The sequence below is a fragment of the Roseivirga ehrenbergii genome (assembly GCF_001593005.1).
GTDB lineage: Bacteria > Bacteroidota > Bacteroidia > Cytophagales > Cyclobacteriaceae > Roseivirga > Roseivirga ehrenbergii.
Genome location: NZ_LQZQ01000045.1, coordinates 458328 through 474391, shown reverse-complemented (window position 1 = coordinate 474391; position 16064 = coordinate 458328). Strand labels below are relative to the sequence as shown.

11 protein-coding genes are annotated in these 16064 nt (G+C 39.3%); 5 read left to right on the top strand and 6 right to left on the bottom strand.

Annotated features, from left to right (window positions below):
• Positions 1-2: 2 nt before the first annotated feature.
• From MB14_RS12345 to MB14_RS12330, 4 genes are read right to left on the bottom strand one after another with little or no spacing between them, the layout of a single operon-like run.
• The gene (locus tag MB14_RS12345) at positions 3-1475 is read right to left on the bottom strand and encodes an SLC13 family permease (RefSeq protein ID WP_062592000.1); all 1473 of its coding nucleotides are present in this window, start codon (positions 1473-1475) and stop codon (positions 3-5) included.
• Positions 1465-2241 carry an SGNH/GDSL hydrolase family protein gene (locus MB14_RS12340; RefSeq protein ID WP_062591998.1) on the bottom strand — a complete coding sequence of 259 codons (777 nt, stop codon included), beginning with the start codon at positions 2239-2241 and terminating at the stop codon, positions 1465-1467. Before MB14_RS12340 ends, MB14_RS12345 begins: the two co-directional genes overlap by 11 nt.
• A gap of 23 nt (positions 2242-2264) precedes the next feature.
• Positions 2265-3683, bottom strand: a complete 1419-nt coding sequence (locus MB14_RS12335; RefSeq protein WP_062591996.1) for a SusD/RagB family nutrient-binding outer membrane lipoprotein — start codon at positions 3681-3683, stop codon at positions 2265-2267.
• 20 nt (positions 3684-3703) lie between these two features.
• The gene (locus tag MB14_RS12330; RefSeq protein WP_062591994.1) at positions 3704-6949 is read right to left on the bottom strand and encodes a SusC/RagA family TonB-linked outer membrane protein; all 3246 of its coding nucleotides are present in this window, start codon (positions 6947-6949) and stop codon (positions 3704-3706) included.
• A 204-nt stretch (positions 6950-7153) separates the two neighbouring features.
• On the opposite strand from MB14_RS12330, the gene MB14_RS12325 reads away from it, so the two are divergent.
• The 4 genes from MB14_RS12325 to MB14_RS12310 all read left to right on the top strand — a co-directional run bounded on the left by MB14_RS12325 (position 7154) and on the right by MB14_RS12310 (position 12229).
• The gene (locus tag MB14_RS12325) at positions 7154-8308 is read left to right on the top strand and encodes a hypothetical protein (protein ID WP_062591992.1); all 1155 of its coding nucleotides are present in this window, start codon (positions 7154-7156) and stop codon (positions 8306-8308) included.
• 44 nt (positions 8309-8352) lie between these two features.
• Positions 8353-8988 carry a suppressor of fused domain protein gene (locus MB14_RS12320; protein ID WP_062591990.1) on the top strand — a complete coding sequence of 212 codons (636 nt, stop codon included), beginning with the start codon at positions 8353-8355 and terminating at the stop codon, positions 8986-8988.
• 66 nt (positions 8989-9054) lie between these two features.
• Positions 9055-10692 (top strand): ABC-F family ATP-binding cassette domain-containing protein, encoded by a 1638-nt coding sequence (locus MB14_RS12315; protein ID WP_062591988.1) that lies wholly within the window; start codon positions 9055-9057, stop codon positions 10690-10692.
• A gap of 211 nt (positions 10693-10903) precedes the next feature.
• On the top strand, positions 10904-12229 hold the full coding sequence (locus MB14_RS12310) for a tetratricopeptide repeat protein (RefSeq protein ID WP_062591986.1): 1326 nt from the start codon (positions 10904-10906) through the stop codon (positions 12227-12229).
• 233 nt (positions 12230-12462) lie between these two features.
• Here MB14_RS12310 and MB14_RS12305 read toward each other — a convergent pair whose 3' ends face one another.
• Complete coding sequence (locus MB14_RS12305; protein WP_062591984.1) at positions 12463-14454, bottom strand: M1 family metallopeptidase; 1992 nt, start codon at positions 14452-14454, stop codon at positions 12463-12465.
• 150 nt (positions 14455-14604) lie between these two features.
• On the opposite strand from MB14_RS12305, the gene MB14_RS12300 reads away from it, so the two are divergent.
• A complete protein-coding gene (locus tag MB14_RS12300) occupies positions 14605-15510 on the top strand; it encodes a hypothetical protein (protein WP_062591982.1) in 906 nt (301 codons plus the stop codon).
• Positions 15511-15651: 141 nt separating this feature from the next.
• On the opposite strand, the gene MB14_RS12295 is transcribed toward MB14_RS12300, so the two are convergent.
• Positions 15652-16008: a winged helix-turn-helix transcriptional regulator gene (locus tag MB14_RS12295; RefSeq protein ID WP_062591980.1), complete on the bottom strand. Its 357-nt coding sequence runs from the start codon at positions 16006-16008 to the stop codon at positions 15652-15654.
• Positions 16009-16064 lie beyond the last annotated feature (56 nt).

Below are 16064 nucleotides of genomic sequence, written 5' to 3'. Positions count from 1 at the left end.
TTTTAGTTTCCTACTAGGTTAGAGTACTCATCGGGGATAATGCCCCAAAGAGAAGGCAGCAGGAAATAAATCATTGCTGTGATAAAGAAAATCGAGATGAGGTTCATCCAAACACCCGCTTTCATCATGTCAGGGATTCTTAAGTAACCCGAGCCGAAAACCACTGCATTGGGTGGAGTAGCAACGGGAAGCATAAATGCGCAAGAAGCGGCTAATGTAGCCGAAACCATCAGCATGTATGGGTTCATGTCAAAGGCTAAAGCAACAGGTGCGAGAATAGGTAATAACATTGCGGTTGTTGCTAAGTTTGAGGTAAGTTCTGTCAGGAAGTTGACGGCTGCTACAAGAATAAGAATGATTAAAATCATTGAAACCCCATCAACAATAGTGATTTGAGAGCCAATCCATAGAGCAAGCCCTGTAGTTCCAAATGCTTCGGCCAAGGCCATTCCACCTCCAAACAGTAATATAATGCCCCAAGGCATTTTTACAGCTTCTTCCCAATTGATTATCCGTTCTCCTTTTTTGCTCGAAGGCAGAATAAAAAGTACCACACCTGCTATTATTGCAATGATGGTATCGTCAATAGCAGGAATAAACTTCTGTAAAATGAACGAACGTGTTATCCAGCAGAAAGCCGTGGTAACGAATACTGCCAGAACATATTTCTCTTCTCTACTTAACTTCCCTAGCTCTTTTAGCAATCGACTTATCTCTTGCTTTCCACCAGGAAACTCAGCTTTCTTCAGTTTAAATGCATGTTTGGTAAGGTATTTCCAACAAACAATGAGAAGTACTACCGCTACTGGAAAACCAAACTTAAACCATTTCAAGAATGATATTTCAACACCATATGTTTCTTCAACTACACCCACCAAAACCAAATTCGGTGGGGTTCCTATTAACGTGGCCATTCCTCCTATAGATGCACTATAGGCGATTGCCAACATGAGCGCCTTACCAAACATGTCAGACACTTTCTTATCGGCCAACTCACTCTGGTTAAGCTGGCTTACAATGGCCATACCAATCGGCAGCATCATTACAGAAGTAGCTGTATTAGAAATCCACATCGACAGAAATGCTGTTGCCAGCATAAAACCCAAAATGATATTTACCATATTGGTACCAATGGCATTGATAATGGTCAATGCAATACGCTTATGTAAACCCCATTTTTCTATGGCGATGGCTATAATAAAGCCTCCTACATAAAGGAATACATATTTATGACCAAATGAAGCCGTTGTGCTGGACAAGTCCATCACATTAAAAATTGGGAATAGAATAATAGGCAAAAGAGCGGTTACAGCAATTGGAATAGCTTCTGTAACCCACCAAATCGCAATCCATATGGTAATGGCCAACAGATGAAACGCACTCTCCGACATACTTTCAGGGCCACCGATAATTTCAAGTACCACAAAGGCCAAAGGCCCTAATAAGAGTGATAACCATTTACGTCTATCGGTCATATGGCAGATTTTTAATTTCGAAACTATCTACTAAATCCTGAAAATAGTCCGCCACATCTTCCATTAAAATGGCCAAATACATGGTCTCTCCGTCTTTATCAATTCTGGTCAATCTATGTGGAATATCGGCCGTAGCATTTCCGGTTAAGAACTTATAAAAAGCTAGGGCATTCAAGTAAGTTCCTTCTGGAGACGGATGACTACCATCTGGAAAATACAAATCAACTTCAGGCTTTAGCCCAATGCTCTTTTTCCATATTTCTCCAACAGGCACTACATTAGATTGGGTTGATTTACCAAGTGCGTTGTAGCCTTTAGTTATTGTAGGCTGCATAGAAGGATCTCCTTTGCGGGCCCAAGTCATATAAAAAACTGGCTTTGCTCCTTTCGATTTGATAAGCTCTGCAAACAGTTTTCCGTACTTATCAAAGTCAGCTGGAGTATTAATAGTACTCAGGCTGTGATTATTCATTACAACATAATCCCAGTCACCACTTTCTAATAATGCTCTAGTTTTAGTTTCTTTCTCTTCTTTCCAATGCTCTTCTAAAGTGCTTCCGCCAACAGTAGACTGACGGGTGATTATAGGAATACCTTGAGATTCGGCCATGGCCGTTACTAGTTGCGGTAAATTCCAGAAGTAGGTATAACTATTGCCCACAAATAACACCCTCAGCGTATCTTGTTGACCGAAAAGAGAAGTTGGAAGTAAAAGGATAGCCAGCAAAAACAACTGGCATATCCGTTTTCTATGATTACAATTCATCTATGAAAAGATTTTTTGTTCGGTTATTGATTCACCTTTGTAGGTGAAAAGAAGTTAGGTATCGGATTTGGAATGTTACTGTTCCTATCGATTTCTGACTGAGGATAAATAAATCGTTGAGGTAACTGTGCACCTACATTAGGCTCTACGGGCACCCTTACAATGGATTCATTCTCTGTTCGTCTGGTATCATTAAAGCCTTCTACCTGACCAAACAGTGTTATATACCTTTCTTGTAAAATCTCTCTTAACAAAGCATTGTCAGCAGACTGATTGTCAGGATTTTCAATACCTCCGTTAGCAAAATCAAGAGCTGTGTATGGGTCATATTGAACATTACTTGCATTGGCATTGGTTAAATAGCCACCCGCATCCATATAAGCCCTAAACTCATTTAGGTGTTGCAAACCAGTATTAAAGCCACTAGACCTGAAACCTGCTTCAGCTAAAATCAACATGTTCTCTTCATAAGTAACCAAAGCAGCCGAAGCGGTTTGAGCAGCCAGCCCATCTACTGTGTTTGGTTGTACTCCTACACCTTGCACCTGAAAATAATAACCATAGCGGCCAGTTTCATCAGTCTTAGCATTACCTCTATAATTAGCAAAATCAGGATTCAGACCTGCACTCGGGGCTACCAAGCTTGTCATGAAATCAGAAACAATTAAATCGGCAGCTCGAGAATAAACACCAAAGAACTGATAACTCAAATTAGACTCATCCAACCCTGAACCATGTGGGCCGTAAAGACCGTTGGCACTGGCATTAATTCCATTTTGAGCAGCAGCATAAGCCTGAGGATATTCACGCGTATGCATGTAATATCGAGCCTTTAAGGTATTTGCTACTTGAATCCATTTTTGTGGATCGCCATCAAGGTAGATATCAGACCCACTAGGTGGTCTTCCTGTTCCTAATTGTAGATTTGTAATGGCCTCATCTAACAAGTTTTGAATTTTACCATACACAGCGGTTTGATCTTCAAATACTGGATTTTCTATTTCAAAAATTGCCTCATCAAAAGGTATGTCGCCATATAAGGAAGTGGCTGTACCAAATGCCATAGCCTCTAAAATTTGGGTTATTCCAATGGTTACACCAGTAATCCCCGCATCAATCGCACTTTGCTTTGCTACTTTAGCATTTCGAAGAGTGTTTACAAATGCGTCATCCCATATGGCATCAAAATCACTTGTAGTTACTGTATACTGGCTAAAGCCTAAATGCTGTCTGTCTATTCCTGTATAATAACCAGCAAATATGCCTGCTCTTCTAGCAGTTTCTCCCGTTTGCAGAATTATGTTTCCTACTTCAGCACCTGTTAAAATTTTATCATAAGGAGCACTTATAGGGTTATTGGGGTCATTATTGACGCCTTCAAATAGGTCTTCGCATGAGACTATGAGAAGGGAAACCAAAATTATGTAGTATATCTTTTTCATCGTTTTCTTCTTTATGAGAATTAAAATGTAGCAGTAAGCGTAAACACATAAGATTTAGTGCCTGGATTGTTGAAGTAATCAATACCTCTTGCAGAACCAACACCAGTTAAATTGGTATCAGGATCGTTACCCTCAAATTTTGTCCATATAAAGAGGTTTCTACCCGTTGCTGAAAGAGAGGCTGAACTGATTCCCAATTTGCTTAACCAATCTGGTTTGATGCGGTACGATAAAGTCAACTCTCTTAACCTCGTCCATGAACCATCTTCAATATAGAGCTCGTCATTGCCACCACTGAAATAACCTCCATCACCATTATACCATGATTCTGTTAAGGCTACTGGCCCTGCACCAAAGTCGTAGATATTACCTCTAAAAGTAGTTCCTATAGGAATAAGGTTACCTTGGCTATCTAGCAAGTTTTGGTCTGTTGTCACTTCATCGCCTGTGCTTACCCAACGACCTAAATCAGACAGTACAGACTTTGTTCCTGCGTATATATCGGCACCCTGATAAGTTTCGAAAAGCGCTGAAAGCGACCAGTTCTTGTAAGAAACTTGAGTAACTAGACTTCCTTGCCAGTCTGGATTAGGATCACCAATAATACCTTCGGTTTGATCTTGCTCAGGGAAACCATAATCATCATATACAATGTTACCCTCAGCATCTCTTAAAGTTCTCGACCCCCAAAGAATACCTATTGGCTTACCTTCTACTGCTCTAGAGTTTACGGCAGCAAGCCCGCCCAATTCAATAGATTGAACTCCTGCTAAGTTTTCTACATTGTTCTTATTTTTACTAAAAATCACATTGGCTTGCCAAATAAAATCTTGCTGTTGGATGATGGTATAGCCAAGGTCTAACTCTAATCCTTTGTTACTAATTTCAGCTCCATTAGCATAGATTTCATCATATCCTCTTGAATTTGCTATTGGAAAGTTCAATAGTACATCACTAGTAGTATTTGTATAATATGTACCACTAAATGACAGTCGGTCTTTTAAAAACCTAAGGTCCATCCCTATCTCTGTCTCCTTCTTTCTTTCTGGTTTTAAACTGAAATTTCCACGGTTAGTACTCGGCACAAAACCACCATTACCGTAAAAACCAAGCCCCAAACCACCACCGTAGCTATCGCCATATGTTGGTGAAACAAATACGTTTGAAGTATTGTAGCGCGCTGGCTGTACTCCCACTTCTCCGTAAGAAACACGGAGCTTACCAAACGACATCAAATCATTTTGTAAAGCGTCAAGCTGCGAAAACTGCCAGGCCAATGAAGCTGATGGAAAATAAAATGGCTTATTTGAAACATCACCAAAAGTTGAAGCCTTTTCTGCCCTTAATGAACCACTAAAATAAAGCATGTCATATGCCGAGAAGTTGGCAGACGTATAAATAGCGGCTGTCTTTTCTTGTCCAAAAGTACTTGTAGAAATTCGGTTTTCTGGGAATGCGTTGTCAATATCTCTTACAGGACTTTGTACATCTGTAAACAAAGTAAAGTTGGTAATTTCATTTCCACTAGTCTCTAATTTTTTTGCGTTATAATTCAGCCCTACCAACAATGAACCGTTAAAGTTTTCATTGAAAGTTTTGGTAGCTGTAGCAATGTAATCCATATTGAAAATGGTGTTAGATGCTATATTAGTACCAAACAAACCTGTGCTATATGCACCAGCAGCTGAGCCCGGTGTGAAAAACTCTTCCTTCTTTTCAGTATAATGGTCTAATCCAACTCGAGCCGTTAAGTTCAACCAATCAAGCGGGTCGGCAGATAAAGTAAAGTTCGTCATAAAACGATCGGTATTCGCTTGGTTCTCCTGTTCGTTCAAAGTCCAAAGCGTATTGTTATAAACTGCGGTGTTATCGGCACCTAAAGGCTCTCTGTATGAGCGGTGTCTGTTAGAAATTGGAGCCGAAGTACTACTCGCATAATAGTCACCTCTATAACCCGACTGATCGAAATCGGCTGGGGTTCTTAGCAATCCAAGGTAAAAACCTGAAGAACTAGCCCCTTTCAAAATTCTGTTTGACGTGGTTCTTGAGTAGGTTGTATTAGCCGTTATACTTACATTTTGAGAAAGCAAATACTCTGCATTTACTCTTGCGGTAGTTCTTCGGTAGTCAGAATTTTTCTGAATTATACCTTGTTGGTCTAAATCACTTAAGCTGAAATAAATTCTACTATTATCGTTACCAGCAGTAAGACTTATATTGTTTTCTAAAAACTGACCATTTTGGAAAGCCTGATCAAAGTTTTGATCATCATAAATGGTTGTGGAGTTTTTTGAAATAATCGGATAGTAAGTCACTCCATTTTGGCCAACGAAAAAACTACCGGAGGTGTTAAACTCATCTAATCCACCTGAACGATCAGAAATTTTATCTCCCCATGAATCTCTAGCCGCTTGGTTATAGACACCATTATCTCCTTGACCATATGCGGTCTGCAACGGATATTTCCGGCTAATTTTATCGAGTGAATAACTCGTACGATAAGTAATGCTTAATTTTTTATTGAAGTCGCCCTTTTTAGTGGTGATAAAAATAACACCACCCAAAGCCTTTGTGCCCCAAAGAGCGGCAGCAGAGGCTCCCTTTAGCACAGAAATATTCTCAATATCATTAGGGTTAATATCGTTGAGTCTTGACTCATTGCTTACTCCTCCTGTACCACCATCACCTCTATTGTCATTACTAATGGGAACTCCATCCACTACAATTAAAGGCTGGCTATCACGTGTGATACTCGAAAGCCCCCTAATTTGAATAAACGAACCAGCCCCAGGGTCTCCAGAAGTTCTTGATATCCGCACCCCCGAAACTTTACCTGAAAGTCCATTCAGTAGGGTTGGCTCTCCTGCCTTGGAAACTACATCTCCCTCAACTGTGGTGTTGGCATAGCCGAGATTATCCTTTTTCTCTTTTAATCCAATAGCAGTTACTACTACACTTTCGAGTTCTGAAACCTCTTCCTCTAGTGTAATATCGATATTGGTTCGATTTCCTACAGTTTGTGTTACGGTTTTAAAACCTAAAAATGAATACCGTAGAATTGAGTTGGCATCTTTTACAGTAATGCTGTATGTGCCATCAGGGCCAGAAGCAACACCATTTAAGGTTCCTTGCTCCAAAATGGATACTCCAGTCATAAATAGACCGGTATCATCAACAATTTTTCCAGTTACCTTAATTTGTGCAAAGCCTTGCTGGCTAATGATGCACAAAAGGCAAAAGAATGCTATTTTAGAAAACTTGATCATATAGAATTATTTGTTTCTTAAAAATTTTACTTTATCCTTTGAGTCAAAGAAGGACAACGATTAGCTAAAATAGAGTAGTTAACTCTCGCAACCGTTTTGCATCTTACAAAATATTATTTCGTTTTTATGTCATTTATGGAATTATATTCTATTTTAACGGATTTTAACGGATTTCAACGAATGTTAATCTAAGAAACGCAGCCAATGGCAGAAGATAAGAATCAGGAATTTGTAGCAAAACTCATCAAACTTTATGGTGAGTTTGATTATGATTTAAAACGGTTTAAAAAAGCCAGTAACTCTGAAATATCAAGGAAGTTAGGATACAGTGATGCGCAGTTTTCCAGACTCATCAACTCTAGCGCCACTGAAGGCGAGTATGTTAGAGCAATACAGAATACCGATAGAATACTTAAATTACTAGGCCTAGAAAAGGAGCTCAATCAATTAAAAGATGATCAGCTTGCAGGTCAATATCCAAATTACAAACGCAAAGTAACCATACTTTATGCCCTACTTTTAATTCTAGGCATACTTTCTGTCTATTTTGCCTATCAAAGTACTATTCAAAAAACAGATAACTTTTTCAGTAAAGAGTCACGTGATGGAATGTTAAAGTGGAGTTTTGAAACCCCTTATGTCAACCCCTTTATGGAATTGGACGATCTACCTTCAGACTGCTCTTATCCTTCCTATAAATACCAAGGCAAATGGGAGCTAGAAAAGCCTTACAAAATCCCATTTTTCCGCGAAAGAAACGGATTTCATTACATAGCGACTGAAGTAAATATGTACGCTAGAAGCATGAATGAAAAAAACACATCAGGTAATACGCTCGAGGCCTACGAATATCAAAGACATGAAATTTGGTACGATAAACGAGAGTTACCTATTGATTCTTTTATGGTAGCCTCAAACCAAAGTCAGTTAAAACAATCGTATCAAGACTCGAATTTCGAAGATGAAGATACCTTTGTTAAGCTGGCCGTAATACATACTTTTTTTAGAAATGAATTTAATTTAGAAACAGACGGAATAAGTCGCAGCGGGAAAGTTGTAGGGCGTGATGTCGAGTTCGTTTCTGAAGATATTTTGAAAACAGAATTTACAGACGAGGGTTTAATGAGAGATGCCTTGTCTCAAGTAAATGCTATTATTGCTAACCGATTAGAAGATTTTTCCAGACCTATCTCCTGCAATCTAGCAGATTTCCCCAAAGCAGACTTTAATCTCATTGCTGAAGGAGATAAAATCAGTTTTGATTGTCAAATGACCACTAGTCGATTTTCAGTAGACTACAATAAAACCTATGTATTGAAAGATCAGTTTATTAAAAACACCTGTGTTCCGGGTACATAAAATCTCAATCAGTTATATAATCACTTAAGTAGATTTTCAAAAAAATGAAAACAACTCTCCTTGAGCAAGCTTGGTACGAAAGAGAAGAAACTATTTATAAGGACATTTTCGGAGAGTCTGAGAACCATATCTACCCCCTCTCATTTGAAATTTTCAGAATTAGTTTTGGTCTTGAAGAGATTGACCCTAGATGGTTAAATTATGGTGTTATTAAGTATCCGCCAACTTCAAAAAGGAAGACATGGGCTTATGTTTCATCAGGAATGTCAAACCCATGGGAAACAGATAATGTACAAGAATATTCTGGCCTAGGTATTGAGTTCATTCTCGAATCTAATACGGATGATGATTGGGGAATCCTAGCTGTACAAAACGTTATGGCTTTTAATATTTTACTCTCCGCTGGTCGATATGGAGAAAAACCACCATTAGACTATGGACATAGAGTTCCATTCTCCATTATACCTAACCTTAGTCATATAGTACTTGCTCAACCTATTCATTTTCCATCACATTTTAATTTAGTTTCCGGAAAAGTTGATTTGCTTCAGCTAGTAGGCATAACTCAAGATGAATTTCAATATGCAAAAGATCACTCTTCGCAACTTCTTATAGATAGACTCACTTTAACCCCTAAGTCATTTATAGTGAATCCACTTCGCAGCAGCTTATTTCAATAGATATATTTCTATCTACTGGCGCTTAAATACTTCAAATCTATATCTTTGCGGCCAAATTGATCCCCTATGATTTCAGTAGATGCTGTTGGTGTTGAGTTTAGTAGCACCACCCTATTTAGCAATGTTACTTTTAATGTAAACGACAATGACCGTATTGCCTTGATGGGAAAAAACGGTGCAGGAAAATCCACTTTGCTAAAAATTATTGCTGGAGAAAGTAAACCTACCCAAGGAAAAATCTCAGCCCCAAAAGATGCAATTGTGGCCTATTTACCACAGCATCTACTGACTAAAGACGAGTGTACTGTTTTTGAAGAGGCTTCTAAAGCTTTTTCAAAAATCATCAACATGAAAAAACAGATGGATGATTTAACTCATCAGCTGGAAACACGTACCGATTACGAATCTGATGCTTACAGCAAGATTATTGAGCAAGTTTCTGAACTCAGCGAAAAATACTACAGCATTGAAGAAATCAATTTTGATGCTGAGGTAGAAAAAACCTTAATGGGCTTGGGCTTTGTCCGTTCCGATTTAAACCGCTCTACCAGCGAGTTCAGTGGTGGATGGAGAATGCGTATTGAATTGGCTAAAATCCTTTTACAGAAACCTGATCTTATTCTTCTTGATGAGCCTACAAACCACTTAGATATTGAGTCAGTACAATGGCTAGAGGATTTCTTAAAAACCAGTGCTAAGGCGGTAATCGTTATCAGCCACGACAAGGCCTTTGTCGATAACCTCACGAACAGAACCATAGAAATTACCCGTGGTCGTATTTACGATTACAAAACCAACTATTCACATTACTTAGAGTTACGCAAAGAAAGACGCGAACAACAGCAAAAGCAATTTGACGATCAAGCCAAGCAAATTGCAGAAATTCAGCAGTTTATAGATCGATTTAAGGGTACGTATTCCAAAACCTTGCAGGTTCAGTCTAGGGTAAAGATGCTAGAGAAAATGGAAATTGTGGAAGTTGATGAAGTAGATTCTTCTTCTTTAAACTTGAAGTTCCCTCCTGCCCCCCGCTCTGGTAATTACCCAGTAATTGCAGATGGCCTGACCAAAAAGTATGGTGACCATACGGTTTTTAAAGATGTATCACTCACCATCGCTCGTGGCGAAAAAGTGGCCTTTATTGGTAAAAACGGTGAAGGAAAATCCACTTTTGTAAAAGCCATGATGGGCGAAATCGATTTTGATGGCAGCTTACAAATGGGGCACAATTCGATGATTGGCTACTTTGCACAAAATCAGGCTTCGCTCTTAGACGAAAACCTTACCGTTTTTCAAACCATAGATGAAATTGCGCATGGTGATGTGCGTACAAAAATTAAAGACCTTCTAGGCGCTTTTATGTTTTCTGGCGATGCCATTGAAAAGAAAGTAAAAGTACTTTCAGGTGGTGAACGTACACGTTTGGCAATGATTAAATTACTGCTTCAACCTGTGAATGTTTTGATTCTCGATGAGCCTACCAACCACTTGGACATTCGCACCAAAGACATTCTAAAAGATGCGCTTAAAGCTTTTGAAGGCACTTTAATTCTTGTTTCTCACGACCGTGATTTCTTAGACGGTTTAGCTACTAAAGTATTTGAATTTGGCAACCAGCGAATCAAAGAACACTTCGAAGATGTAACAGGATTCTTAAGAAATAAGAAACTTGAGAGTTTAAGAGAAGTGGAGCGTAAGAGTTAGTTCTGGTGTTTAGTGTTTAGTTACGTCACTGCGAGACGCAGGCCATGCGATAGCAATGGCCTGCAACGAAGCAGTCTCACTTTCGATTTTCAGCAAAAAACTGGTTATCGTATAGAGAACAGATTGCTGCATCATTTAGCGAATTACTCAAAATTATAGTAACCCAAAAGGCTAGACTTCATATATTTAATATCAAGGTTAACTATATGAGATGAAGCTATTCGGATTCAATAAAAAGGCTAAAGAGACGAAGTTTCAAATAACCGAACCTGATAGAAATTGGGTTGAGGATAATTTCAAGTGGCTCATACAAGCCTATGGCTATCCTAATAGCCAAAGTGAACAGGTTTTAATTACTGACAAACACTTCCCAAAGGCCCTTTCAATTGGTGATTTTAAAGTCCAAAACTTAATAGAAGATCTTTCCGACTTGGTAGGAGTTAATTCTAAAATGATCAAGTATAAACTGCATGAAGATTTACGAGACCTTTATGGTATACCTTTTGAAATACAAGAAAAACCGTTTGAAACTGAATTAGAAGTCAATGAAGGTTTCTACATTATACACATAGCCAAGAGCATATCTGAAAGGCCAAATCGACTTGTATTTAATCTCATTCATGAGTTTGTTAAAATTAGATTAACAGAAAACAAGCTACAGTTTGACACAGGAGAAGATACTGACCTGTTCTTATACATTGCAGCAGTATATTTAGGCTTTGGGGTTATTCTTTCGCAAAACCTAACGGATACTGGAAGATTTAATGATGGGTTTTGGGAAACCAACTGGAACTACGTTTCCGAAATACCAAATGAAGTATTAGCGTTCAGTTTAGCTACATATTCAATGCTCATTGGACAGGACAACCCAGAATGGAAAAGTGAACTACCCCAAGAGCTAAAACTTCAATTTGAAAGTGCTATTATTTTCCTAACTAACTCCCCCTCTAAGCTTTTCAACAAGGCCGAGTTAGATGCCAGTGACCTATTCCATCAAGCGAGCTTAGAATACCAAAATAGCGATTTTGATTCTGCCATTTCTACTCTGCAGAAAACACTATTCCTAACGGAAGATGAATTATTAAAAGCCAGTATTTATAACAATATTGGATACTACCAGCTAAGAAAAGGAGATTACGAAAAGGGTGTTTTAAATTTGAAAAAAGCCTTAAAAATAGATTCTGATTATGGATTTGCATATGACAATTTAGGATATGCCTTTATCAAAATTGGTCAAATAGAAGAAGGTAAGAAATATCTCGAAAAAGCTTTGCAAACGGAGAATAATGATAATGCCTACACGCATAGAAATTTTGCTTTGTATTATTTGGCAAAAAAGGAAATAGAAAAGGCAGAATTAAACTTTCAACTAGCCTTTGAACACGAGACAGTTTCTGTTGACCTCTTAGAATTCTATTATGGAAGTTTTCTTATAGATCAAGGTAAAACGGAAACTGGAATGGAATACTTAAGGATGGCAGTGAAAAAGGGAGAGCCCGAAGCTATAAAGCGAATGAATGAAATAGAGAAAGACTAAATTCACTATGATCTAGCACAAAGCGTAGTTAGAAACCACAAAAGGCTAGCTAAAGCGAAGCAGTCTCACTTTCGATTTTCAGCAAAAAACTGGTTATGTAGAGAGAACAGATTGCCGCGTCATAGTCTTTCACTATCGCGAAGCCTATTTCTCATGACGATAAAAAAGGCCTGCTAAATCAATTAGCAAGCCTTTTTAAAATCTACTGTGCACGGAGCACTAAATACTATCTCCTATTTGTTCTCCCAAACGTTGTCCGCAGCATTGTTATCTGGGAATCTGCCGTCAGGGTCAAGCGTGATCTTCTTAATCTTTCTTCCACCAAATTTCAACTCAGCATTGAAAGTACGATCGCCATTAAACCAAACACTGGTTGGCCAAGTAACAATCGCTGTATTGGCATCAATCATTTTTGCATTGCTCATTGACTTGATGGCCGGACCACTAGTTTCGAATTCAACCTTAAGCACCACTGGTGAAGGCATTTGACCGGCTTGATGTACCGTAACATTAGTAGTTGATCCTGTACTCACTTTCTGTATTGAACCATCCACCGACTCGGTAGTCCATAACCAATAGTACCAAAACCACTCAAGATTTTGCCCTAATTCATTATTCATAAAGAACACGTAATCCCAAGGCGAAGGGTGTTTAAAAGCCCAGGTTTTAGTATACTTCTTCATGGCGTTGATTACAGCTTCATCCCCTACAATCCCACCTAACATTGATAGCATTAAAGGCGCTTTACTATAAGTTTGAAAGCTATATCCGTCTCCAGCGTAGTTTGACAACCACATCATTGTCGCTTCATCGTCATCTCCACTTCTACGGCCATAGCTCGCTCCTCTTCCATTCAAATTAGCAGGCTGGCCTCTACTATCGGCAGCAGAAAGAATGTTCATGTAAGTATTAAAACCTTCGTCCATCCAGCCATAACGGGTTTCGTTGGTACCCACCATCATTGGCCACCATTGGTGCGCTACCTCATGATCGGCTGCTCCTTGGTTAGAGTTAATCACCATCGGATATTCCATTCCTGCACTTGGCCCATCTTGCATGGTCATTTGAGGGAAAGGGTAAGGCGCCCAAAGCTCAGAATAGAATTCCAAAGCATGTCTTGTAATCTCTCCGGCTCTTTCGAAAAGTCTTGCTCTTTCTGGTAAGTATACCATATGAATTGGAATTGGTCCTTTTTCAGGAATAGTAGCTCTTCTGGCTGTCCACATAAAGTCTGGTGAAGCAGCCCAAGCAAAATCATTCACTTTATCGGCTACAAAACGCCAAACCAGGCTTTCTCCTTCTGCAGTAGCTTTTCCAGCACCTCTTTCATCTTCGCCCACAATTACAATTTCATCATCAGAATCAAGCACTTTGGTTAAGCGCTGTCTGGTTTGTGCCGAAAGTACTTCTTCAGGGTTTTGCAAAATTCCTGTTCCGCTTACGATCCAACCTGCAGGCACATCAATACTTACATCAAAACGACCGAAGTTATTGAAGAACTCAGTTGGGCCTAAGTAAACATTCGTTTCCCAACCACGCATATCGTCAAATTTAGCCAAACGCGGAAACCACTGTGTAGGCTGAAAAACATTGCTTCCCCAACGTTGGGTCATTCTATGTCCTCTACCGTTTTCTCCTCCTGGCAATTTGGTATTCCAATCAATTTCTAAAGTACCAGTACTTTTAGCAGGAATTGGCTCAGCCAGAAAAATAGTCGCTACGGTTTGTTGTAAGCCCGTAACCTGTAACTTCGGTTCCCCACCTCTTCTTCTAAAGCTAGTACGAGCACCTAAATCTACCTGATCGCCATTCACCACTATACGCGTAACGACCATTCCCTCAGTAGTTTCTGCCGGAACAGAAGAACCTCTTGGTACATCGGCACGGAAAATATTATGATCTAACCTCAGTACAATTCTGTCCATAGGCTGATTGCTATTATTATGAATTTTAATCACTTCGCTGCCCCAAATGGTCTGAGTTTGCGGGTTTAAAGTGGCTTTGATGGTATAGTCGGTTTCTAATTGCCAGTAGTTTGGGCCGGGTTTCCCTGAGAAATCTCTCGTTTTAGCCTCGAAAGCATTCATAATTGGGTTGGGAAGCGGTACGTCCATTCGGATAGCACGCTTTGAAGTTTCCACCGACTTCCTGAGGGGAAGCGGATTCTGAGCCATCACCATCGTGGTGGTGACCAGCATGAGAAAAGTAAAGAGGCGTTTTATCATTGTATGAGTTTTTATAAAAAATGAGATAACAAATTGCTTAATAAAGCACAATATAACTGCGAAACACGACAGACAAAAATGATCTTTGTTTAGTGGCTTCAATTTTTAAAATCCGTATGGCTTACTAAATTAGGGATAAACAATAGCAATATGACCAAAAGGAAGATTACTCAAAACTTTATCATTTTCAGCTTATTACTTCTCAGTTTCTCATTCGCCAATGGACAAACCATTCTTGAAGACAGTGTAATGAATGGAAACAACTTCCAAAAAGCAGCTTTTCGCTTATGGATTGGAAAGGACATTCAAAAAGTAAGAGGAATAATCGTGATGGTTCCCGGCTCGAATGGCAATGGTCGTGATATGGTGAACCAACCGGAGTGGCAAGCCTTGGCCAAGAAGCACAACATGGCCATCTTGGCGGCAGACATTAAGGACAAACGCAGTCCGAACATGGCCATTGAGCAATATGCCGATGTAAAAAACGGAACGGGTCAGGCCATGCTAGACGTACTGAGCCAATTGGCAACAAAAAGTGGTCACCCCGAACTGAATACTGTCCCATTTGCTTTATGGGGCATGTCGGCTGGTGGTGAATTCAACTATGAATTTGCTTGCTGGAAGCCAGAAAGGGTCATTACGTTTATCGTGAATAAGGGCGGTGTTTACTACACCGCATTAGCTTCTGAAGCCACACGGGCAGTGCCGGGCGTTTTCCTCACAGGTGAAATTGATAATCCATATCGCAATAACATTGTAAAGGGCATTTATTCCGTCAACCGCAGGTTTGGCGCCAAATGGATTTTTGCAGAAGAACCCGGCCAAGGACATGAGTTCGCTAAATCGGAAGCATTCACCTTGAAATACTTTGACGAAATCATTCCTATTCGACTTGATGAAAACGGCAGCTTAAAACCATTAAGCGAAAAGGCTTTTCTAGGCGAAATAGGCACTGGAAAAGTAGCTGCTACTGGTTTTAACAACTCATTTACAGACATTACTTCTTGGTTACCGAATACGGTTATTGTTGATTTGTGGAAATCGCTGTTTCAGTAAATGGAACTAATTTCGTCTATTCTCATCGTAGGTACTGTCTTATCACCTTTTAACTCTTTCCATATCTCAACTTAATAAAAGTTACACTTTATTATGATGGGATCAAGATACGAGCGAGCAATTAAGACTAGCGGAGAAATGCTACCTCGAATATTTTTCCGCAACTAAGTCACCCCAATCAGCAATAGATTGAATTAAGGGAATTAAAGTTTTACCAAAATCAGTTAACGAATAATCAACTTTCAAAGGAGGTTTTGAAGTATATACTCTTCTAACGATCAATCCATCTTCTTCAAGTGCTTTAAGCTGTAAACTCAATGTTCTTTCGGTTACCGTAGGCATTTCCTTTCTCAATTCATTGTATCGAAGGGTTTTATCCATCAAATGATACAAAATAACAGTCTTCCACTTCCCTCCAATTATACCCATAGTAAGGCTCGCACAACATGGGTATTCATTACCCCTAAACTTCAGCTTTTTCTGTACTAATTTTTCCATATATCTGTACTATCATTTTTGACCGTTATTGCAAAGGTAGAGTACTATACTTAGGT